This is a genomic window from Cellvibrio sp., assembly GCF_039207905.1.
In the GTDB taxonomy this organism is placed as follows: Bacteria; Pseudomonadota; Gammaproteobacteria; order Pseudomonadales; family Cellvibrionaceae; genus Cellvibrio.
Genome location: NZ_JBCECX010000006.1, coordinates 64,389 through 87,583, shown reverse-complemented (window position 1 = coordinate 87,583; position 23,195 = coordinate 64,389). Strand labels below are relative to the sequence as shown.

At 47.2% G+C, this 23,195-nt stretch carries 19 protein-coding genes; 7 read left to right on the top strand and 12 right to left on the bottom strand.

Going from position 1 to position 23,195, the window contains the following annotated elements; all coding sequences use genetic code 11:
• Positions 1–2: 2 nt before the first annotated feature.
• From AAGC78_RS05170 to AAGC78_RS05135, 8 genes are all read right to left on the bottom strand, one after another.
• Complete coding sequence (locus AAGC78_RS05170; protein WP_435782979.1) at positions 3–857, bottom strand: sulfotransferase family protein; 855 nt, start codon at positions 855–857, stop codon at positions 3–5.
• A 67-nt stretch (positions 858–924) separates the two neighbouring features.
• The gene (locus AAGC78_RS05165; RefSeq protein WP_435782978.1) at positions 925–1,464 is read right to left on the bottom strand and encodes a phage tail protein; all 540 of its coding nucleotides are present in this window, start codon (positions 1,462–1,464) and stop codon (positions 925–927) included.
• A 10-nt stretch (positions 1,465–1,474) separates the two neighbouring features.
• Complete coding sequence (locus AAGC78_RS05160; RefSeq protein ID WP_435782977.1) at positions 1,475–2,002, bottom strand: phage tail protein; 528 nt, start codon at positions 2,000–2,002, stop codon at positions 1,475–1,477.
• An 11-nt stretch (positions 2,003–2,013) separates the two neighbouring features.
• On the bottom strand, positions 2,014–2,535 hold the full coding sequence (locus tag AAGC78_RS05155; RefSeq protein ID WP_435782976.1) for a phage tail protein: 522 nt from the start codon (positions 2,533–2,535) through the stop codon (positions 2,014–2,016).
• Between the two features lie 274 nt (positions 2,536–2,809).
• Complete coding sequence (locus tag AAGC78_RS05150; protein ID WP_435782975.1) at positions 2,810–3,307, bottom strand: GNAT family N-acetyltransferase; 498 nt, start codon at positions 3,305–3,307, stop codon at positions 2,810–2,812.
• Positions 3,304–4,197 carry a sulfotransferase family protein gene (locus AAGC78_RS05145; RefSeq protein WP_435782974.1) on the bottom strand — a complete coding sequence of 298 codons (894 nt, stop codon included), beginning with the start codon at positions 4,195–4,197 and terminating at the stop codon, positions 3,304–3,306. Before AAGC78_RS05145 ends, AAGC78_RS05150 begins: the two co-directional genes overlap by 4 nt.
• 247 nt (positions 4,198–4,444) lie before the next feature.
• Entirely contained in the window at positions 4,445–5,128 is a 684-nt protein-coding gene (locus AAGC78_RS05140; RefSeq protein ID WP_435782973.1) for an aspartyl/asparaginyl beta-hydroxylase domain-containing protein, read from the bottom strand.
• Positions 5,129–5,177: 49 nt separating this feature from the next.
• Positions 5,178–6,068, bottom strand: a complete 891-nt coding sequence (locus AAGC78_RS05135) for an AEC family transporter (protein WP_435782972.1) — start codon at positions 6,066–6,068, stop codon at positions 5,178–5,180.
• A gap of 210 nt (positions 6,069–6,278) precedes the next feature.
• Here AAGC78_RS05135 and AAGC78_RS05130 point away from each other — a divergent pair, with 210 nt between their 5' ends.
• The 3 genes from AAGC78_RS05130 to AAGC78_RS05120 all read left to right on the top strand — a co-directional run bounded on the left by AAGC78_RS05130 (position 6,279) and on the right by AAGC78_RS05120 (position 9,333).
• Positions 6,279–7,760 (top strand): tryptophan halogenase family protein, encoded by a 1,482-nt coding sequence (locus tag AAGC78_RS05130; RefSeq protein ID WP_435782971.1) that lies wholly within the window; start codon positions 6,279–6,281, stop codon positions 7,758–7,760.
• 88 nt (positions 7,761–7,848) lie between these two features.
• Entirely contained in the window at positions 7,849–8,853 is a 1,005-nt protein-coding gene (locus AAGC78_RS05125) for a DUF72 domain-containing protein (RefSeq protein ID WP_435782970.1), read from the top strand.
• 42 nt (positions 8,854–8,895) lie between these two features.
• Positions 8,896–9,333 (top strand): YybH family protein, encoded by a 438-nt coding sequence (locus AAGC78_RS05120; protein ID WP_435782969.1) that lies wholly within the window; start codon positions 8,896–8,898, stop codon positions 9,331–9,333.
• A gap of 77 nt (positions 9,334–9,410) precedes the next feature.
• Here AAGC78_RS05120 and AAGC78_RS05115 read toward each other — a convergent pair whose 3' ends face one another.
• Positions 9,411–10,265, bottom strand: a complete 855-nt coding sequence (locus tag AAGC78_RS05115) for an HDOD domain-containing protein (protein ID WP_435782968.1) — start codon at positions 10,263–10,265, stop codon at positions 9,411–9,413.
• A gap of 261 nt (positions 10,266–10,526) precedes the next feature.
• On the opposite strand from AAGC78_RS05115, the gene AAGC78_RS05110 reads away from it, so the two are divergent.
• On the top strand, positions 10,527–12,569 hold the full coding sequence (locus AAGC78_RS05110) for a PhoX family protein (protein WP_435782967.1): 2,043 nt from the start codon (positions 10,527–10,529) through the stop codon (positions 12,567–12,569).
• A 301-nt stretch (positions 12,570–12,870) separates the two neighbouring features.
• Positions 12,871–14,157 carry an AGE family epimerase/isomerase gene (locus tag AAGC78_RS05105; protein ID WP_435782966.1) on the top strand — a complete coding sequence of 429 codons (1,287 nt, stop codon included), beginning with the start codon at positions 12,871–12,873 and terminating at the stop codon, positions 14,155–14,157.
• Between the two features lie 186 nt (positions 14,158–14,343).
• Here AAGC78_RS05105 and AAGC78_RS05100 read toward each other — a convergent pair whose 3' ends face one another.
• Positions 14,344–15,024: a hypothetical protein gene (locus tag AAGC78_RS05100; protein WP_435782965.1), complete on the bottom strand. Its 681-nt coding sequence runs from the start codon at positions 15,022–15,024 to the stop codon at positions 14,344–14,346.
• Between the two features lie 92 nt (positions 15,025–15,116).
• Positions 15,117–15,599, bottom strand: coding sequence for a hypothetical protein (locus tag AAGC78_RS05095; RefSeq protein ID WP_435782964.1), 483 nt, complete (start codon positions 15,597–15,599; stop codon positions 15,117–15,119).
• Between the two features lie 1,940 nt (positions 15,600–17,539).
• Between AAGC78_RS05095 and AAGC78_RS05090 the strand changes: the two genes are divergently transcribed.
• Positions 17,540–20,479 carry a ribonucleoside-diphosphate reductase subunit alpha gene (locus AAGC78_RS05090; protein WP_435782963.1) on the top strand — a complete coding sequence of 980 codons (2,940 nt, stop codon included), beginning with the start codon at positions 17,540–17,542 and terminating at the stop codon, positions 20,477–20,479.
• Positions 20,480–20,702: 223 nt separating this feature from the next.
• On the top strand, positions 20,703–22,007 hold the full coding sequence (locus AAGC78_RS05085; RefSeq protein ID WP_435782962.1) for a ribonucleotide-diphosphate reductase subunit beta: 1,305 nt from the start codon (positions 20,703–20,705) through the stop codon (positions 22,005–22,007).
• Positions 22,008–22,288: 281 nt separating this feature from the next.
• Here the strand turns inward: AAGC78_RS05085 and AAGC78_RS05080 are convergent, their stop codons facing one another.
• Positions 22,289–23,161 (bottom strand): hypothetical protein, encoded by an 873-nt coding sequence (locus AAGC78_RS05080; protein WP_435782961.1) that lies wholly within the window; start codon positions 23,159–23,161, stop codon positions 22,289–22,291.
• Positions 23,162–23,195: the final 34 nt, after the last annotated feature.

Sequence of the window (23,195 nt, the reverse complement as noted above, 5' to 3'; positions counted from 1 at the left end):
GATTATAAATTCCCGTTTAGAGGCGCACCTGTCGCCGCTGGTTTTTTACTCGCGATAATACTGGCAGCAGTGCCAGCCTGGTCCTGCCAGAAATCCATTTCCTGGTATTTCACAAACAAATCCGGAGGCAAAATACTGCGTCGGTTTTTGAACTCCACTTTTTTCTTTACGCTGTGCAAACCTTTTACACCCAAATTTTGATCAAACTCATTTTCTGCGTAATCAACATTATTAAAATCATGAGCAAACAAAGGCTCATCGATAAAGCGATAAATTAATTCCATAGTACGTGTGGGATGCTGGGTTAACAAATCATAATCCACCAATAACAATCGTTCAGAAAACTCACCGTAATAGGCTTCTTTTAATGCCGTCCAGGCAGAACCCACTGATCCACCGGCATTAATTAATGATTCGCAGCGGCTGTACACCGTTTGACGGGAAGCAGCATTAAACATGCGACTGTAATCGAAGGGATTTTTGCGATAAATCATTTCAAAGCTGTCCATAATCCACGCAGGATTTCGCACACAGCAAATCACTTTGAAATCATCCACCAACTCTACCAACTGATGCATGCGTGCAGTCCAGTGGCGATTAGTATCAAAAATAACGGGGTGGGATTTATCGGCGTAATAAGCGTCGATTAACGCCTTGCAAATTGTTTTGCGTTTGTGTTCATCAAAAAACGAATAGGATTCGCTGCCTGCACCCATTTGCTCGAGGGCACCATTCACCAAGCCAGCGACCGGGCTGCTCATCGCAGCATGGAAGCGTGGATTTTGTCGGAGTATTCCTGCCAGAAGCGTTGACCCTGAGCGCGGCAAACCGGAAATAAAATGCAGTTTGGTTGACATCAATTCTTTTCTTAATTAAAAAACTTTATGAAAAAAATTCCCGGCAGTTACGCCGGGAACCTGTTTATCAATTGCGTGCAGGAAAAACCCCTGCAAGCGCAATACAATAATTTAATGCCAAAAACGGCTGGCGATTTTCATGGGCCTGACTACCCCCTGTTACACCTATGGTTTGTGGGGCCATAGTCGTATTGGCCGCTCCGGGAGTCAGCATGTAGTTAATTGTACCACCACTACCACCACGCACATCTCTTGCCAAATAAGCATCTGCTGCGGGTGTCGATGCATTGCCTGCGGTATTCATAGCAGTAATCAAATGATTATGTGCAGGCATTTCAGTAGTGAGCAAAGTCACACTGCTCTCCCCCTGCTGCTCCCCCCAACTCCAAAGACTCAATCCTGGGCCTTGACCTACACCGGCAACCACCTGTCCTTGTAAATTGGGTAATTGGAAATTGGTAGTACCGTTACCGCCATAAGTAGTGCCGATGATGGAGAACAGTGCAGTATTGGATTGAATAGGTAATATCTGGCCATTGCATAAAGCCCAATTTTTTGGAGCAAAACTAAATGGCAACAAACGGATTTCACCAACAAACGGGTCCATAGTTAGCTCCTTAATTGCGCGAGGGGAAAATGCCGGCAGTACACATGATGTAATTAATCGCAGTAGTGGGCATGATGTTATTGTGTGGCTGCGTTCCGCCTGTTGCTTGTACAGTCGCAGCATTCATTGTTTCTGGAGCTGGTCCCGTTGGAGCTGACACATAAATTTTATCAGTATCACTGTGGGCAAACACAGTTCCTGCAGGGCTAGGAGATGTAGACGGAGCGGTGGTACTCGCATTAAACGTATGGTTGTGTGCAGGAATCTGGGTTGTTAGTAGAGTTACTGACTCAACACCAAACTGCTGCCCAATAACGCGCGGCGACAAACCTAATCCAGTTCCCTTGCCAACCGGAAGCCGACCGCGCAAATCAGGGACACCAAATGTACTAACGCCATCACCACCGTAAGTAGTTCCGACAATTGCATATAACGCATCATTTTCGCTGATGGCAAGCAAGCGACCATCACACAGCACCCAGCCCACTGGCGCAAAGCTACCCGCAAAAATACGGATATCACCGAGATATGGATCCATTGTGATTCTCCTTAATTACGTGAGGGGTAAATGCCTTGGGTGGCAATGCAATAGGCTAACACCAGCGAAGGCTGGCAATTTTCATGAGGCTGGCTACCACCGGTATTGGAAACTGTTGCCGGGTTCAATGCTTGTAAATTATTTGGAGCTTCATACAAATTAATGTCGCCAGCACCACCCTTTCCGCCCGCAATATAATTGTTGGCGAAAGCCAGATTATTACCTTGCGTCGTACTTGCTGCCACACCATGGTTGTGCGCAGGCAAATTGCTCACAAGCAAGGTTACATTCTCCACACCGGCAACCGCACCCTGTGGAAGCCCTGCACCAAGATTGGGATGAACAGGCACACGCCCACGCAAATCTGGCAAGGCAAATGTCGTAGTGCCATTGCCGCCGTAGGTGGTTCCTAGTAATGAAAAAAGTGCCTGGTTGGTATTGATGGCCAAGAGTCTGCCATCGCAGGGAGCCCAACCTTTGGGCGGCCAGTCGTAGGGAAGAAGCTTAATTTCCCCAAGGAAATTATCAGACATCAATTACTCCTTAATTCAATAAACCTGTCCTTAATTGGCTCAGGTCGGTTGCTGAAATTGGCAACTCGTTGAGAGTCACCTTGTTATTAATCACCCCCTGAATGATCTGGCAACCTTACCAATTCAAACGCTCTCAAAAAGCATCTGATTCCAAAAAATTATCAACTCACCTTGGGTAGCACAACTCCAAAATTAAGAATAAGTTATAGCAGAAGATCTTCACATTACGAACCATAACAATGTCGTATTGATGACGTAATTGTGTGCATTCAAATTATTTATCAGATGAAGACCAAACCAAACATTCATGAGTGTCAGTAGATTGACTTAAAGTAAAGCCCAACAGTTGATAAAGTTGTTTTGCTCTATTATTTTGACGGTCAACATTTAAACTTAATATCATGTCGCCTCTATCAACATAACTCTGTAGCGCGCCAAGAATAGTGCGGCCCACACTGCGCCCACGCCACTTAGGTGTAATAATAAAATCGACAATATGCATCCCCACATTTAATTTCGTGAGCATTATTTTTCCCACCAACACAGAGTTAACTTCTATCATCCAACACTCTGCATGGGGATAATGAGCCGCGTAGCTTTTTTGTTGCCATTCATACTGTTGTCGCAGTAATTGCTCCAGCTGCTCCTGAGGCAAAGGCAATAGCGAGAATTCAGGTCGCGTAGAGTTAAAGAGTGAGCGAAGAAAAAAATCGTCGTCAGGCTGCATTAAACGTAAGCTAAATCCGGTGGGAAGTTTCAATTCATTTTTCATGGGGAAACCACTTCAGTATCTAAGGCCTCATCATCTAAAAAATCGGAATAGAGAGGCTGCAATCGCTGCTGTATTCCAAGTGTATCCTCAGCGGAAAACAGAGCTTGTTTTGCAGATCTGTCATCGGAAAAAATCATTTCAGGTGTTTTTGAATGGAATCGCAAACGCCGCGTTATATTTTCAATTGATACATCATCAAGTGGAAGCAAAAAGTGGTGAGCTACTTGCTGAATTTGATTGGCATCAAGATAACGATAATCCACCAGACGCACCAATGGATCACAAGAAAACTTTTTCATTTCACCTAATAGCGCAGCCAATAGGTTGCTGCGCCATGTCAACAGAGGCTGCCCTCCCACCTGAAAAGCCGGGTTAATAACGACTAGACTCGGATCACCACTCATATGCCGCCCCGCCGAACGCTGGTGCGATGCAAGTATCTCCACCGGATCGCGCACCAGAAAAATAGTGGGCACCTGCGGATAAATGTCTCGGATCAATTCCCAGCAAAAAATATCCCAGGCATTCCATTTAATAATCATCTGTGGGCGTTCAGGAAATGCAGCTGCCTGCAAATTAATAAACGCGCGCAAACAGTTTTGCTGTTCAACAATAGATAACGCTTTATCTAATAACAATTCTGTCAACAGTGGTGATTCGGAAACTACGCAGGTCGTATCCAATTCAGAAAGACAACCCGAAATTAACGTAGAGCCACAACGGGATAGATGAAAAATAAAGCCAGAAGGTTGAATGCTGGAAACATAATCCGCTTGCTGTTTTGCAAATAACAATGAGCTGCAAGGCTGAATAATTTGATTGAATAGCTGCTGGCGACAGCGGGAAATATATTCATCCTGAAACGGCTCAGTAGCATGCCCAACTGGCACCAACCAATTTATCCGCTGCCGTTTGAATTGATAACAATAAGGCAGCCAATTGCCAGCCAGATGCGCAACACCATCAACAGGTAATTGATTCAGACGATTAATCTCCCCCAGCAGCTCGTCGTCATTAAGATGAACGCAGTTCCAGAGTAATTTAATCCGCAGCAACAAATCGGCTAATGATTCTGCTTGCTGGCAAGTCGTTAATTGCTCTTTAGAACTGAGCAAGGTGCAATAGTGAGGAAAATAATTACTCATGTACTGCACCGGACAATATTTTTTCACGCAACCAATCGTTTACCGTACAATCAATCACCAGATTAATCCGATCTTCATTGCTACGATTGTAAACTTCATGCGTCTGATCTGCATTGAAATACCAGAGTTCACCAGCGCGCATAGGGATTAATTTATTATCGACAATAAAACTTACCGTATCGCTAGTGTGGATAGGCACATGCAAACGGGCTTCACCAAATTCCAAACTTAATTCATGATCGCGATGCGGTTTAATTTCAGCTCCCGCCTTCAAACGCATCAAGCGCGCTGCTTTGATTGGGCACTGCAACTGGTTAAACAGGCGTTGTATTTCTTTGCACTGCAACATCACTGGTAAGTTTTCCCAATCATCACCGTCTGCAATTGCAAATCCTTGCAAAATAGGATGCGCATGCAAATGTTGACGCTGGCAGCGCAACGGTAAAACATCCCAGCCACCACGATAATCCTGTTTATTGACGTGATCGATCCAAGGATTGGTTAGCAATAAGTCAACTTCGGCCTGCAAAGCAGCGAGTTGGATCACACAGCCTATTTTGGCAAAAGAAATAACGGGTGAAAAAGAAGATGATGATATTGAGGTTCCAATAGCAATTGGAGCCTCAAGAGAATCAGAAGAATTGGAGAAGGCAGAAGGTGCAACAGGATTTTCCATTCACAGGCTCGCTTGTGAGTTGGTTGAAAATCCTTTGCAACCAAAATTTTTATAAAATGGCCATCAATAAAAATGGTAAGCCGATGAATGCTACCAGTGTAGACACTAATACCATGGCTGCAACTTCTTGCGGGTTGCGATCATAACGCAACGCTAGCAGATAGTTAAATACTGCTATAGGCATGGCAGATTGCAATAACACCACATTACGCGAAACACCCGTCAAGCCCATTAACTCACACACCACAAAAGCGATAAGTAATCCACCACCGACACGTACCAGACTAAAAAATAAGCTGCGCTGCCAGAAATCGATCTTTAATGTCGCCAGCGAAACCCCCAATGCAATTGTCATTAGCGGGATGGCAATACCACCAAGTAGATCCAACGTATTGCTGATCCAACGCGGCAATTCTGTGTGGGTCACCAACAGTACCACAGCGATAATCATGGAGTAGATTACCGGCTGTTTGAAAATGGATTCGATGCGTTTAAAAATTCCACCTTCACTCGTCGTCACTAACAATAAGCCAACAGTAAATGTGGCGACCATCATCACCATGAATGAACCTAACGCCAGTGCCAAGCCGGTTTGCCCGTAGGCAAATAAACACAGCGGCAAGCCCATATTGCCGTTATTGGGAAATACCAGCGGTGGCAGGTAGGTAGCAATTTCAAGCTTCATCCAGCGTAATAACGCCCAGCCGAATAATCCCATCACCGTCATCACGATCGCGGTAGCCAGCGCGACCTGCCCCATCACTTCCGGCTGCACATCCACTTTCGCCATAGCGCTGATGATCAAGCAGGGCGTACCGATATTCATCACTATGCGGGAAATAAAATCCGAGGGAAATTCGGTGCCGGTTTTGCCCCAGATAAAACCGGCGCCGACAGAAATCACAATGGGGGCAAGAATCGCGAGCAGTTCGCTCAACATAAAAAAATCCGGGATCAACTGCAGAAGGCACGCATATTAACGGCTCAAGCTTGTTAGCGATAGGCAACTACATACCTGTCTTTTCACCTTATAGTCAAAATTAATCAAATTCCGATTGTGCCGCCAAGACACCTCGGATAAAAACGCCATCGCAACGCGAGTAGCGGTAGTATGTATGCCGTGATGTTTATATTGATTGCCGAGGTAGAAATGTCCCAAACAATAAAAAAAGTAGTAATTGCTGGTGGAGGCACCTCAGGTTGGTGCACTGCTGTTGCCCTGTCACGTGAACTAGGAACCTTGTTAGATATTACCTTGATCGAGTCTGCCGAAATCGGCACGGTCGGTGTAGGCGAAGCAACATTTCCAACCATCTGCTCTTTCCACAAAATTCTTGGCATTGATGAGCAGGAATTTTTAAGCGCGACCAGAGGTAGTATCAAACTGGGTATTTCCTTTGAAAACTGGGCGCGCAAGGGCGATAGATATATCCATCCATTTGGCTCATTCGGGAAGGCCAACTGGATTGGCGACTTTTATCATTACTGGTTGGCCGCCAAAGCGCGCGGTTATGATGGCTCCATCGACGATATATGCTTTGAGCTGCAGGCCGCAAAAGCTCACAAATTTGCACTGACTGAAAATCCAAGGCTCAACTACGCCTATCATTTCGACGCAAGTCTCTACGCAATATTTTTGCGCAAGCTGAGCGAAGAAAAAGGTGTGCGCCGTGTTGAGGGAAAAATTACTGAGGTAAAACAACATCCGGATACCGGTTTTATTGAGTCGGTGGTATTGGAATCAGGCGCTTGTATCGAGGGCGATTTATTTATCGATTGCACCGGGTTCCGCGGATTACTGATTGAAGAGACACTGAAAGCCGGTTATGAAAAATGGGGACAATGGCTACGCAATGATAGTGCTGTAGCGCTACAGACAGATTTCTCTGGTGATATCCCACCTTACACTCGCGCAATTGCCCATGACAGCGGCTGGCAGTGGAAAATTCCGTTACAGCATCGCCAAGGCACGGGCCATGTTTATTCCAGTGCGTATATTTCTGATGAAGATGCGCGAAATACGTTGCTGGAAAATCTGGATGGAGACATTCGCGCAGAATTGCGGTTGCTTAAATTCAACACGGGGCGTCGCAAACAATCCTGGGTCAAAAATTGTGTGGCTATAGGCTTAGCGGGTGGATTTGTTGAACCGCTGGAATCAACCAGCATTCACCTGATTCAAATCGGCGTGATCAGGTTAATGCAGCTATTTCCATTTGAAGGATGCAATGAACCTTTGATCCGCCGTTACAATGAAATGTCTCGCATCGAATATGAATGTATTCGGGATTTTATTATCTTGCATTACAAAGCAACCGAGCGCGACGATACTCCTTATTGGCGCGACTGCCGCGACATGACTATTCCGGATACACTTGCAGAGAAAATTGAACTCTTTAGAACAACTGGCCATGTGCATCACGACCCAAATGATGTCTTTAGAGTAACCTCCTGGTTGCAGGTGATGTTAGGGCAACGAATAGAACCCTGTGGTTATCACCATTCTCCGCACATAATAAGTGATGAGAAAATCTTTGATGGTCTGATGACGATGAAATCAAATATTGCAAATGCGGTTCAAAAATTACCTTCTCATGCTGACTTCCTCAAAGCCTATTGCGCGGTGAAATAATCAGCTCTCCACGCGGAACTCACACACCGTGAGTTCCACATAGTGTATGTGTCATAATCAAGTGACACTCACTACACATCGCTCCTTTATGCAAAACCCTCTCTTTGGTGACGCCGACAAGCCGACGAAAAAATCCGGCAAATTCGTGGAGCCAGCCATTGTCGATCCGTCTCTGATCGAACTCGCACAAACCCTGCCTGCACATCTGCGCTTGGGCACTTCATCCTGGAATTATCCCGGCTGGGATGGCTTGGTATGGAATGGCGAATATGCGGAAACCAATTTATCGCGCTACGGTTTAGCCGCCTACGCGCAACATCCCTTGTTTCGTACGGTCAGCATTGACCGCAGTTTTTATCGCGCGCTAAATGTCGCCCAGTTTGCCGAATATGCCTCGCAGGTCGGGCAGGATTTCCGCTTTGTCGTAAAAGCGCCGAGCCTTGTCACCGATGCATTAGTTCGTGATGAAACCGGCCGCGGCATGCGGCACAACCCAAACTTTCTTAATGCCGAACAAGCAGTGCAAATCTTTGTCGAGCCTGCATTAGAAGGATTAAAACATCGACTCGGCGCACTGGTATTCCAAATCAGCCCGCTTCCCACTGCATGGTTTGGACAAATGCCAAAAGTGATTGACCGCTTGCATGCGCTATTAAAAGCAATTCCCGATTTAAAAACCGTCGCACCCGATGGTGTTGTTGCGGTAGAAGTGCGTGACCCGCAATGGCTAACCCCACAATTTGTCGCAGCACTGCGCGATACCGGCGCAACCTATTGCATGGGGCTACACGCCAAAATGCCACGCATCGCCGAGCAACTTCCCATACTGCGCGCACTTTGGCCGGGGCCGCTCGTCTGCCGTTGGAACCTCAACCCTATTCACGGTGCCTATGGTTATGAAGACGCACAGGATGCCTATTCACCTTACGACAAAATGATGGACCCCGATCCGGAAACCCGCGCGGCGTTAGTACGCGTTATTGCCGGAACCGCCAATGCAGGCCAGAATGTTTTTGTCACACTCAGTAATAAAGCGGAAGGCTCGGCGCCGCTATCGGTGATTGAATTGGCGCGCGCTTTGCAAAAAACTTAATCCTACCCCACACGAAATATTTGCCATCAACGGGAGAAATTTATGAACGACAAAATTGATCCGGTTTTAGCGATGATCGCTAACTATAAACAAGCGATATTGAACAAAGATATTGAAGCCTTCTGCGCAATTTACGATACCGATATCCATATCTTTGACATGTGGGGCAAATGGTCAATGCGCGGTATAGATGCGTGGCGGGAAATGGCAAGCGGTTGGTTTACATCGCTGGGTAGCGAAAAAGTGGTTGTTGAAGCAAACAATGTCGAATCTGTAGTGACTGCCGATATGGCTATCGGCCACGCCATCCTGAGCTACACCGCCTTCTCTGCAAAGGGAGAGAAATTGCGCTCATTGGACAATCGCATCACCGTCGCACTCAAACGCACCGGCGATTCATGGAAGGTAGTTCACGAACATACATCAGCGCCGATTGATCACGGTTCATTGAAAGGGAATTTGCAGTTTAGCAATGAATAAAGACTGCAAATCGCAGACAAAAAAATAACCCGACATTGAAAGCTCTTTCAGTGTCGGGTTATTTTTTTAGGAAGGACTTAAAACAAACTTTTCGCAAGCATACGGATTTCCTGCACATTGGTCGTTACCAATGTCAGGCCTCCACCAACGATGGAATTTTGTGGCGGCTCCAGCTTTTTATACGCAGCCAAATCGACAAGCGGCGGCAAATCCGGTTTGGGGTTTGTTAGTTTGATCGCGTGATAAAGCCCAAGATTAATGACATCGCTCAGGTTGAGCGGCCCCGGACTTTCGTCAGTCCAATGCCCTACTTCTTGCACCACCTTTATATATTGCTCGTCTACTTCCCATTTCTTCAGCGTGGCAACACCAAGAGGTTTGGCAAACTCGCGGCAAAGCATGATATAGGTTTGGGTATCGGGTGTGATTTCGCTGTTTTTAAATGCTGACAACACCGCCAGGGTTCCAACTTCACTTAATAGCGCCGCCATCAATACATGGTCTGGCACCACACGTCCCAAATGCTGGGTGATATAGGTGCTCAAGCTGGCCTTTAATGCCATGCGTCGCCAGGCTTCTACAAAGAGACGGCGATGTTTGCTGGAGTAGATAGAAAAGAGACTTTTAATTGAGTGAACCATGGAGATGCGCTCCACCTGATTCATCCCCAATAAACGTATGACTTCCAGAGTAGTTTGTGGTGGATTCTGGCTACCAACCAAGGGGCTGGAAGCATAGCGGAGCAAAATGGTCGAAAGTTCCTGATCCTTTGCTAACAATTTCGCCAAATCTCCCATTGAAAGATCTGACTGCTCTAACGCTTTACGAATTTCCAAAGCAATAGCGGGCAAGCTGGGCAATTGCTCATCATCTTTTAAAAGGTCGCTGACTACTTGGCGATAGGTTGAATAATCTTCTTGAACAGACTGCACACTGAATTCCATCTTATTGAATATGTAGCATTTCATTAAATGCCGAAAATTGACTTGCTCTGGCTGCCAGACTAGCAGATTTAAATGGGTTGATAGTAATTAAGTCTGCATGAGCAAAAGACCGCACTAAATCTGATCAATTCCGCCTTGTCTTATTACTGTTATCAAACCTTCAAAAAACTGTCTCTTAACTGACACAAAGCGTCGCTTTAATCCTTGCCTATCTGTACCCCTCAATCATAAAACAACAGGAAGCAACCGATGACCGACCATAACGTTTACGAAATCGACAACTCAGGTATTGAGCCTCTGTCCAACCACTCCAACAACACAACTTTTGCAGAAGTATTGACCGAACGTCGCCAATTTCTGAAAGGCAGCCTGGGCACTGCAGTAGCAGCATTTATGGGTGTAGGCCTTGTAGGTTGCGGTGGCGATGATGACAAGAAAAGCAGCAGCTCTTCCAGTTCATCCAGCTCCAGCGCGCCAGCTTCATCCAGCAGCTCAAGTTCCTCATCTGTTGCGCCACTGCTTGGCTTTGCTGCTATCGCCACTAACCGTAACGATGCGATCACCGTTCCAGCCGGTTATACCGCATCTGCGTTTGTACCTTGGGGCACTCCGCTAACCGGCACCCTGCCCGCGTACAAGGCTGACGGCACCAACACAGGTGCAGACCAGGAACAACAAGTAGGTTCGCATCACGATGGCGTTCACTTTTTCCCTATCGATGCAAACACTACCAATACCAATTCCAGCGAAGGCTTGTTGGTAATGAACCACGAATACATTGATGACAAAGTATTCCACCCGGTAGGCCCAACCTTAGGTGCTACCCGCCCTGCAGATGAAGTGCGCAAAGAGATCGCCGCCCACGGCGTGAGCGTGATCCATATCCGCAAAAACGGCGCTAATTGGGAAGTCGTTACTGGCAGCCCATTCAACCGTCGCATTACTGCCGGTACGCCAATGGAAATCCGTGGCCCGGCAGCGGCTTCAAGCCTGCTGGTAACCAAATACAGTCCGAACGGCACCGCAACTCGCGGCACCATCAATAACTGTGGCATGGGCTCTACCCCATGGAATACCTACCTGACCGCCGAAGAAAACTGGGCCGGTTACTTTGCTAACAAAGATGCGGTGCAACCACGTGAACACAAGCGTTACGGTGTAGGTACCAAGAATGGCCGCTACTACTGGGAGTTGGCTGACTCAGGTGCTGATCAATATGTGCGTTTCGATGCATCGACCAAAGGCGCTACCGCGCTCGACGACTACCGCAATGAGCCAAACACCTTTGGCTGGATGGTAGAAATAGATCCATTCAACCCTGAAGGCCTGCCACAAAAACGTACCGCTTTGGGTCGCTTTGGCCACGAGGGTGTGATCTTCGCTCCGGCAGTAGAAGGCAAACCTGTTGTTTGCTACTCAGGCGATGACTCGCAAAACGAATACATCTACAAATTTGTATCAGCCGAGAACTACAACAAAGCTACCGCAGGCGGTTACTTGCTGAACAGCGGTGTGCTTTATGTCGCCAAGTTCAATGCCGATGGTACCGGCGAGTGGTTGCCACTGGATATCACCAACGCCAACTTCACCGCTAAAGCGGCAACCGCAGGTGTGACTTTTGCGAATCAAGCCGATGTATTGGTAAATACCCGTTTGGCAGCTGACGTAATGGGCGCAACCAAAATGGACCGCCCTGAGTGGGGCGCTGTGCATCCAGGTACTGGCGAGGTTTACTTCACACTCACCAACAACACTGCGCGTAAAGAAGGCGAGACTGATCCAGCCAACCCACGTGCTAACAACGCTACCGGCCACATCATTCGCTGGAATGAAGATGCAGGCAAAAACACTTTCAAGTGGGACATCTTCCTGTTGGGTGGTGATGTAGGCACTGTGACTGGCACGGGCGACAAAGCCGTTACCCTGACTGCGGACAACCACTTCGCCAGCCCGGACGGTCTGTTGATCGACACTCGTGGCGTGGTATGGATTCAAACCGACATGAGCGGCAGCCAACAAGGCACTGGCCCATACGGCAACAACCAAATGCTGGCAGCCGACCCTGTAACCAAGCAGCTGAAGCGCTTCCTGGTTGGTCCAATCGATGCGGAAGTTACTGGCGTAACTGTCACTCCGGATCTGAAAACCATGTTTGTGAATATCCAACACCCGGGCGACCGCTCTGCCGGTAACGGTTCTTTCACCAGCCACTGGCCGGAAGGCGGCACTGCACGCCCACGTTCAGCGACTGTGATAGTGACCAAAAACGATGGTGGTTTGCTGGGCTCATAATTAGGCGACTGCTAATTGATGAGCGATTATCGATTAACTCTTAATCAAACCGTCATCAATCAGTAACCTTTTTCACGCAGCATTGGACATGTTCTAGCAAGGACGACAACAGGCAAGGATGTAAACAGGGACGTTTGAACTGCGCATCACAAGGGGCTTCGGCCCCTTTTTTATTGCCTCCTGATTCTCCCCCTATCACTGGCGACTGTAAAAAATCGACAAACACCTCACCACAATGTAACCGGTTACGTTAAGCTGATCGTCCTACTACTACAATCAGCTCCAGATAATAAGGCAACCAATGAAACGACTCTTTATCGGCCTCGCACTGCTGGCCTCGTCCACTTTTACTTGCGCGATCACACCCACATCACCACCAAACCTCAAGCAGATGGCGGGCGAGTTTGAGCAAGAACTTACCGGCAATATCCTGCCCTATTGGATTAAACACGCCCCCAACCCCAAGACTGGCGGTTTTTACGGGCAAGTCAGCGCCGACGGTAAAGCCGATGCAACTGCCGAGCGCGGCGCCCTGCTCTCCAGCCGGATTTTGTGGAGCTATTCGTCGGCCTATCTGAATTACAAAAATGCGTCCTATCGCAAGCTCGCTGACCAAGCATTCAGTGATCTGGAAACCACCTTTTGGGATAAGAAAAACGGCGGTCTTTACTGGTCCGTCAGCGGTGATGGCAAACCACTGCAAACCCACAAACAAATCTACGGCCAGGTTTTTGGCATCTACGGCTATGCCGAATACTTTCGCGCGACCGGCAACCCGCAAGCGCTTGAACGCGCGAAAACCTTGTATCGGCTCGTTGAGCAATATGCATTGGATAAACAGAACGGCGGTTATCTGGAGGTTTTAGGTGAAGACTGGAAACTCCAACCCAATACGACCAATAGCCTTGGCTCAACTTCCGCCAAGTCGCAAAACACCCACCTCCATATTATGGAGGCCTACACCAACCTGCTACGCATCTGGCCGGATGCACAATTGAAGCAGCAACAAAAAGCCTTGCTGGGCATCATGCTCGATAAAATCCTCGATCCAAAAACCAATCACCTCGCCCTGTTTATGAGTGCCGATTGGAAAGTCGAGGGCGATGGTATTTCTTACGGCCACGATATCGAAGCCGCCTGGTTATTGGTCGAAGCTGCAGAGGTATTGGGCGATGCCGATCTGCTCAAACGCACCCGCGCGCTGGCAGTGAAGATTGCCGATGTCACTATCGCCGAAGGCATGGATAAAGACGGCGCCATCCTCAATGAAGCTTCTGCGACTAAAGGGCTGACCAATTCGGGCAAAGACTGGTGGGCGCAAGCAGAAGCCGTGGTCGGTTTTATCAATGCTTATGAAATTACCGGCGAAGCCAAGTACCTGACTGCAGCGACCCAAACCTGGGGCTTTATCAAAACCCATATCGTGAATCACCAAACCGGTGAATGGCATTGGGGAACAGATCGCGCCGGAAAAGTGATAGTGCAACCGACACTGAGTATGTGGAAGTGCCCCTACCATAACTCCCGCGCCATGATGGAATCTGCTCATCGCCTGCAAAAGTTGACGGCAAAGCCTATTACACAATAGGTTGCAGCGCGAATTGAGTAACTATCACAAACCCGGCCAATGCCGGGTTTATGTCGCACTTATTATTTGCGATATAGCAAAATACAAAAAACCATCTGAAGCTGCACCTAATACTGTCACCCGCTTCGTTATAAAAAATCATTGATATTGCATAGAATGAAGAAGACATTGCAGACAATGGCATCCTTAGATTGCATCATCGGGCGCAAAAGAAATGTATAGCTCAGTGGTATTCCGGGTCAAATTTGTATCAGAAAAATACACCGAGGACTCATAATGCTCTTTTAACGCATGACTCAGTGTTGTAACAATATTATTAGCCTGTTCGTGCGTAACCGCGGCGACAGAGATTTTGCATTGAGTAGTGCGACAGCTAACACTTTGCAGGGCGAGCCCAGCGAACTCCGCGTCGTTGCTAAACCAGCTTGATAATTTCTGTTGTTCAGCTTCTGCCCACTCGTAATTAATAGCTTCGTTATTGAACTCCTGTGCGAGCGTGCTGGAAAGATCATTACTGTGGTCGTTCAGTTTTTTAATTATTTTATCGGAGATAATTTTTGATTTTAAGGTATTTATCTCAAGCTCATTTTGATTTTTGATATCGGCACTCTCGACATTTGCAATAGATGAACTCGATTGGACAGTGATTTGCTGAAGCTGGTTGACCACTGCCAAGAGTTGCTGGCGTAGCGAGCTATTTTCTTGCAACAAATTGGCGTTTTGGGTTTTTAATTGCTCAACCTCCATAGCTTGCACAGGTGCTATTAGAGGCTGAGCGCCTGCGGAGTTCTCAGTTTTTGATTTCCCGTAGCTTCCTAATAAAACCCCCAACGCTAAGGCTGTGCCAATTTTGAGTAATTGTTTCATTGTAAGTCCTTCTGTTTAATATCAGCCCTTGATGAGGTGTCATCAAGGGCTGATATTAAGAGCAAAAATATTCGATTTTATTTTGCCGATTACTAAGGATTAGTGCATGTGGTTTTCTGGCAGACATAGGTACTACCGGACCATACCGTAGAGCCACCAGCAGCGCTACATGTACGACCAAAAGACTCCATGCACCAATTTTCACCATTACAGCTCATGCCAATATTAATATTGGTGGTGGTGCAAACCGGGCTTGGGGCGGAGCTTGCTGCACTGCTACTGGCAACACTTCCAGCATAAAACACTGGGCTAGTACAACTTCCTCCGTTCACATAAGGTGAGTAAACAGTCATGGTACAGCTGCCAGTATTGGTTTGAGTACGCTGCGCAATCATTAGAGGAGCCATCTGCGGACGTGGCATAAAACAGCCATCTACCGAGGTCCAAGATCCGTAAGCACCGCCTCCGCCCAAATAGGTCCAACTACAAGAAACCGGGGTGTTTGCATTTGCATGAGCTGCGCTCGATGCTGCTATAACAAAACCGATTGTGCTCAAAAGTTTAGTGAAACGCATAAAAAAATCCTCTCTTTAATTGTCCAAATATGCCTTCCGTCCTTGATGACGATCAATGTCAAAGGATAGGCGATTATATTTACTCACTGTTATTTGATGTAGTCAAGTTGACTCAATGAAACACGAATTATAAATATATCGGCCTGAAAAACCGTGATACCACCCCAGCAGTAAAACAATAAACCATTCAACATCCGCTTCAATTGCGATTAGTAATGGCGCATAAAAACATATGCTTAACGCCGCTACTGCCGACAGAAAATCAATTTGATCCGTACCACTGTCTTGAGATAACTATCATTAATTCAGCGATCTAATTTTAATGATTAATCTCTACCTCCAACTCACTCCAGACTTACAATAAAATCACACATTATTGTTTTTATTTTTTTGTTATCTTCGTCAACTTTGATCCACAATGTGCAAACCAAAAAAATTCCTGTCATAACTAATTTTTGTGAACAACCATGAAGTAAAATTAAATTCTTACTCAATTATCCAAAGTACTCATACATAAATTTTGTTCGACCTTCAGCGAAAAATACTCGGAAAAATTTTAATTACCTAATGGAATTACTCATTTTAATACTCTTTTTCGAGCATTCAGAAAATCGAAACTCTCACCTTCTTGTTTAATCTATTCGGCATAATCGTGCACCATTAGATGTAATTTTTCCTATCGTCATAAACCTTACAAATTTTTCGGCAGACTTTTAAGTAGCTCAGGAAGGCAACATGATAATAAGTAAGTTGCATGCAAACATTGGCGAGTAGAATTTAATTTGAGAAAACTCCCATGCTGTTCAATGCAGTGCGAAATTTTTATGCATCACAAAAAAGTGAATCCACCACCCAGGGTAGTTTATTTCTGGTGAATCTAGCTCAACTCGTTGCCACACACTTTACTATCACAGTGAGTTTTACTGACAATAGCGAAACCACTGACAACCGCTTTACAGTCTTTTGGCTTTATTGAGGCCTTATCCGTATGGATACCCGCAGCGCAGTTTTATGGCTTTCATCGTATGCAGCGTCGACGTCAGATATTGCATTAACCGCTGCGGAGAGACAGTTGGCATTCACCGATGGAAACCCAACATTGCTGGTGGAAATTCAACATTAACGATGGAGGCTCTGAGTCAGCTCACTAGAAACCGGCTTTATCAACCGGAGTAGATAAAACTTCCTGCTAGTAAAGGATCATCTCGCACTTAAACCCCGCAGGGTGCTGATCATCAATGCACGGCCCTCTGTTTTGCCGTTCAATCCTAAAGGTTTAAGTTAAAGGGGGACATTCGTTAATGCGGATAGCCGAAGGAGTGATAAGTGCAGAAAGGATGCTCATTGCCGCTGATATCTCAAACACAATATGTAGTCATATCTGACTTGTTTATGTATGCAAAAAAAGTCTAAGTTCCACGTTAAAATGTCATTTTTGATATGAACCATGACGATGCCGTATTTTTCAGGAGTTTCACTGCGATTTTGCAAGTTGCCCCCAGTTTTTCCCGCCGCCACGCACACCTTATCCACAGGTTTTCAAGCTTGCATAAAACCTATAACCGCATTATCTTGTAGCCCATTCACGATTTACCCCTAGATATAGGTATTGCCGGTGTAAAACACCTAATGGCTGCCTATCGCTCATGGGGTTATTCGTCAAGCAAATTTTTGACCCAATTGAACGTTAATCGCAGTTGTAGCCTAAAAATTACCTGTTTTTAACGGCCTGTGACGTATTTCTAAGCGACAACACAGGTATCAGTAGTATGGGCACCATCGGCTGACTAGCGACCACTAGATATAGTGGTTAGTAAAGCAGCAGACAATTGTGTTCTGAACCCTGATTTTAATAAGAACTCTCAGATAAAGAGAGATTGGTCAGTCAACGCTTTTATCGGCATTACATTCAACTGGGAAACCGCACGCGGGAGACGTCTATGCAAACTGACATTGAACAAACCACCGGCACAACCAATATCCAACACGACATCCACGGCGGCTCATCGAGCCTCACGGCAACAGCGCCGGGGCAATTGCGCGTAATCAAGCGCAACGGAACGGTGGTTCCTTTCGATGCCAGTAAAATCGCTATCGCCATGACCAAAGCCTTTTTGGCAGTAGAAGGTGGCAAAGCGGCTGCTTCTACCCGCGTACGCGAGATGGTAGAAAACCTTACCCAACAAATTACCGCGACGTTCAAACGCCGTATGCCGTCTGGCGGCACTATCCACATTGAAGAGATCCAGGATCAGGTAGAACTTATCCTGATGCGCTCTGGCGAACAAAAAGTCGCCCGCGATTACGTTCTTTACCGCGAAGAACACGCCCGTTTGCGCGCCCAGAAACAACCTGCATCACAAGAACCCGATCCGGATTACCCCAGCCTTAACGTGATTCTCGATGACGGCTCCCGCGCCCTGCTCGACATCGGCCGTATGCGCACCATCGTGCGTGAAGCCTGTGCTGGCCTTGCCGGTGTAGAAGAGAAAGCTATCCTCGACGAAGCCATGCGCAACCTTTATGACGGCGTAGCGGCAAAAGATGTAAATACCTCGCTGGTAATCACCGCCCGCACCCTGGTAGAAAAAGAGCCTAACTACTCATTCGTAACTGCCCGCTTGCTGATGGACAAACTGCGCGCTGAAGCCCTGAGCTTCTTCGGTGTAGCTGCTTCAGCAACCCAAGCGGATATGGAAACCTACTACGCGCAAACCCTGCCGCTGTACGTGAAAAAAGGCGTGGAGCTGGAGCTGGTTTCTCCAGAACTGTTGAATTTCGACTTGGAAAAACTGGGCAAAGCATTGATCGCCGAGCGCGACCTGCAATTCACCTACCTCGGTCTGCAAACCCTGTACGACCGCTACTTCATCCACAGCAACGACACCCGCATCGAATTGCCACAAATATTCTTTATGCGTGTTGCTATGGGCTTGGCGATTCAGGAAGAGCAAAAAGAAGACCGCGCGATCGAGTTCTATCGCCTGCTCTCTTCTTTCGATTACATGAGCTCCACCCCAACCCTGTTCAACTCCGGCACCTTGCGTCCGCAGTTGTCATCTTGCTACCTGACCACCGTACCGGACGACCTGCACGGCATTTACGGCGCGATGCAAGACAACGCCATGCTCAGCAAATTCGCAGGCGGCTTGGGTAACGATTGGACCCCAGTACGCGCACTCGGCGCTTATATCAAAGGCACCAACGGTAAATCACAAGGTGTTGTCCCCTTCCTGAAAGTGGCTAACGACACTGCTGTAGCAGTAAACCAAGGCGGCAAGCGCAAAGGCGCTGTGTGTGCTTACTTGGAAACCTGGCATATGGATGTCGAGGAATTCCTTGAACTGCGCAAAAACACCGGTGATGACCGTCGCCGTACCCACGACATGAACACTGCTAACTGGGTGCCAGATGCATTCATGAAGCGCGTATTCGATGACAAAGAGTGGACCCTGTTCTCGCCAAACGATGTACCAGACCTGCACGATTTGTACGGTACAGCTTTCGAAGAGCGCTACGCATTCTACGAAGCAGAGGCCGCTGCTGGTCGCATCAAAGTATTCAAAACCGTGCGTGCATTGGATCTGTGGAGAAAAATGCTGGGCATGCTGTTTGAAACTGGCCACCCGTGGATCACTTTCAAAGACCCATGCAACCTGCGCAGCCCGCAGCAGCATGTTGGTGTGGTGCACTCGTCCAACCTGTGTACTGAAATTACGCTCAACACCAAAGCGAATGATGAAATCGCGGTATGTAACCTCGGTTCTATCAACCTTGCGCAACACATTGTTGATGGCAAGCTAGATCAGGCAAAACTGGAGCGCACCGTTAAGACTGCAATCCGCATGCTGGATAACGTGATCGACATTAACTACTACGCCGTTGCGACGTCCAAACAGTCCAACCTGCGTCACCGTCCTATCGGCCTCGGTATCATGGGCTTCCAGGATGCACTTTACGAACAACGTATCGCCTACAGCTCACAAGAAGCGGTTAATTTCGCAGATACCTCAATGGAAGCTGTAAGTTACTACGCGATCAAAGCCTCAAGCGACTTGGCAGCTGAGCGCGGCAAGTACTCTACTTTTGATGGCTCACTCTGGAGCAAAGGCGTATTGCCAATCGACTCGATTGAATTGCTCGCACAAAACCGCGGCGAGAATTACATCAAAGTAGATCGCAGCCAAACCTTCGATTGGGCAACGCTGCGCGCACAAGTGAAAGCACAAGGTATGCGCAACTCCAACGTGATGGCGATTGCACCAACTGCAACCATTTCCAACATCACTGGTGTTACTCAATCTATCGAGCCGACTTACCAAAACCTCTACGTGAAATCCAACCTCTCTGGTGAATTCACCGTAGTAAACCCACATCTGGTACACGACTTAAAAGCACGTGGCCTGTGGGATGCGGTAATGGTTAACGATTTGAAATACTACGAAGGTTCACTGCAAAAAATTGATCGCATTCCTGCTGACTTGAAAGCGATTTATTCAACCGCATTTGAAGTAGAACCACGCTGGATTGTTGAAGCCGCAAGCCGCCGTCAAAAGTGGATCGACCAAGCACAAAGCTTGAACCTCTACATCGCTGGCGCTAACGGTAAAAAGCTGGACATCACCTACCGCATGGCATGGTTCAGCGGTTTGAAAACCACTTACTACCTGCGCGCATTGGCAGCAACCACCACCGAGAAATCCACCATTAACACCGGTGCATTGAACGCAGTATCTGCCGGTGGTGCAAGCGGTTTGGCAGCAGCACCAGCTGCGGCAAAACCAGTAGTATCAGACATTGAAGAAGCAAGTTTCGCCGAAGCAGCGCCAGTACCATTGGCTTGCTCAATCGATAACCCTGATTGCGAGGCTTGCCAGTAATCCCCCCCTGCCCCCCTTTTTCAAAGGGGGGTGATTGGATCTCTTTTCAAAACAAGGACGGAGAGACTAGAACTCTCCATCCCGCTTACAAAGGGGAATCCAAGTCCCTCCCTTTGAAAAAGGGAGGTTAGGAGGGATTAAAAACCGAATTAGATCAAAGTGGACATTGCAACCGGCACCCACAATAGGCGTTACAAACGCACAGACTTATACAGAGGATCACATGCTAAGTTGGGATGATTTCGATACAGAAGAAGCAGCAAAAGAAACCGCACGTCAGGAAGCCATTGCTGCAAACCTGAGCAAACCTGAGCCAGCGCAACAACCGCAACCCGCGCAAGTTGCACAAGCACAAGCGGCCGCACCTGCTCCACAAACCAATGTAACTGCCAACGCAAGTTTTGCTGAGGCAGCAAAAGAAGCTGGCATCAGCCCTGAACTCGCTAAAGCACGCGCGAGCCTCGCTGCACTCGACCCTGCTCCCGGTTTGGAAGAATTGGAAATGGGCGCTGCCCGTATTCAAGTTGATGAAAAGCGCATGATCAACTGCCGCGCCGACTTGAACCAACTCGTCCCCTTCAAATACGACTGGGCATGGCAAAAATATCTTGATGGCTGCTCCAACCACTGGATGCCACAAGAGGTAAACATGACCGCCGACATCGCCACTTGGCGCAGCAAAGACGGCCTGACCGATGACGAGCGCCGCATCGTAATGCGCAGCCTCGGTTACTTCTCTACTGCTGACTCATTGGTAGCAAACAATCTCGTACTCGCAATTTACCGTTTGATCACCAACCCCGAATGTCGCCAATACATTTTGCGCCAATCATTTGAAGAAGCGATCCACACTCACGCCTATCAATACTGTATTGAATCGCTGGGTATGGACGAAGGCGAAATCTTCAACATGTACCGCGAATTGCCATCGGTTGCGAACAAAGCCGCATGGAGTTTGAAACATACCCAAACATTGGGTGATCCAACTTTCCAAACCGGCACACCAGAAACCGATCAAGAATTGCTGCGCAACCTCGTTGCATTCTATGTAGTCACCGAAGGTATTTTCTTCTACTGCGGATTCAGCCAAATCCTCAGCATGGGTCGCCGCAACAAAATGACCGGCGTTGCCGAACAATTCCAATACATCCTGCGCGATGAATCCATGCATTTGAATTTTGGTATCGATGTAATCAACCAAATCAAATTGGAAAACCCGCACTTGTGGACCGCATCATTCCAACAAGAAGTGTTGCAAATGATTCTGGAAGGCACCGAACTGGAAATCCAATACGCACGCGACTCAATGCCACGCGGCGTACTCGGCATGAACGCCGCCATGATGGAAGAATACCTCCACTTCATCGCCAATCGCCGCTGCGCACAACTCGGCCTGAAAGAACAATTCCCAGGCGCACAAAATCCATTCCCATGGATGAGCGAGATTATGGATTTGCGTAAAGAGAAAAACTTCTTTGAAACGCGCGTAATTGAATATCAAACAGGTGGTGCGCTTTCTTGGGATTAATCATGGCGCGTACGGTGAGCGACGCATCCTCTGGTCAAAACGACACATATGATGGTCAAAAACGACATATCTTTTGATCAAATATTAGATAAACACCGAAAACCCCGCTTTTGCGGGGTTTTTGCTTTAAAAACATCAATACGACATTGAAGCCTCGTGATTTAACAGGCATGCGACATTCGAGGGACTTAGGGCCCATTCGGCCATTAGCGGAAGTTAGTAGGCAGGAAAATGGAGTTGTCACGATACTTGCCTATTTTTCGCCGCATTCGCTTGTTGGGCTACCTTAAACAAGAAACTATTGCTGACTCCGTTTCTCTTTCTAGCTTCGCTTTGGCCTGCATTTCTACTGGAGAAAAGTCATGCCAATATAGCTTGCTTGCGGATGTGTCAAATACCCACGAATTATCTAAAGCTTCATACCTTCCCAACTTACGACCACGAAGATATATACTCTGCTCTTCTTGCGGAACATCAGGCGGCCAGTAGACAGCTATATGTTGTTGATTCATATTTTGGTATAGCTTCATTATTTGTGGAGAACCCCCGATTTCTCGAAAACGCCCAGACGAAAGAACTTCGACAAAAGCTTCAGACGGAACCATATCAAGTTTAAAGTCCGGAACCTTTTTACTATTTTCCCGTTCCGATATTATGCGATATATGGACTTTAATGGTCTTTCATCGCCTATTGCCGTTAGTAATTCTCCATTTATCTTTTTTGATGGCTTAACTTCAAACATTTTTTTCTTAGCGTTAAAAACTATTCTGTTTACCAAGAACTCTTGTTTTCGAGCTGAGTAGCCCGCGAAGATAAACGCACAATCTGGCTCTTCAAGAGATTTATCAACTGCGTCAGAAACGAAGTTTAGCGATTCGTTTAGCATCCGAATTATTTTTTTCTGCGCATCTACAAAGTCTACTGCTCGCTCACGCAAGTTAATAAATGACTCAACGTAAGATGTCACCTGCGCAATTAGTGGGTAGCTCCATGCGGTATCACCTGCGAATGCTATGATCGCGTCACTACGCCCCATGCTGAAAATCTTAGGGCCATAATCCCAGCATTTACCTCCACTAAGCCGACTATCAGACATGATCCATAGTTCACGCCCAGCATTTGTTTTTCTAGTCCAAGAAACTACAACTGTCATAATTATCCTTCGGTTTTTATTAAGATAGGGGTCA